Genomic DNA, 323 nt, shown 5'->3' with positions numbered 1-323 from the left:
CGGCCGTCCTCACCGCTGACGGGGAGGCCCCGGCGGCCGCGGCCGCGCCGCCGGTACTCCCGTGGCTGGTTTCCGGACATACCCCGCAGGCACTCCGGGCCCAGGCGCGCCGGCTGCACGAACACCTCTGCACTTTCCCGGAGACCGCCCCCGTGGACGTGGGGTTCTCGTTGGCGACCACGCGTTCCCACTTCGAGCACCGTGCCGTGGTGGTCGGTGGGGATCGCGGTGAGCTGGTACGGGGCTTGGACGCGGTGGGCCGGGGTGAGCCCGCCCCCGGTGTGGTCGAGGGAATGGTGTCTCGGGAGCCGGGCCAGGTCGCG

At 74.3% G+C, this 323-nt stretch carries 1 protein-coding gene; it reads left to right on the top strand.

Features of this window, described 5'->3' with window-relative positions:
* On the top strand, positions 1–323 hold a 323-nt coding region (locus VS93_RS32340; protein ID WP_046472561.1), incomplete at both ends, for a CurL C-terminal domain-containing protein.

It is taken from the genome of Allosalinactinospora lopnorensis, from assembly GCF_000981225.1.
Classification (GTDB): Bacteria; Actinomycetota; Actinomycetes; order Streptosporangiales; family Streptosporangiaceae; genus Allosalinactinospora; species Allosalinactinospora lopnorensis.
Note: the sequence above shows the minus strand (reverse complement) of the source record. Positions and strands in the feature narration are given on the sequence as shown.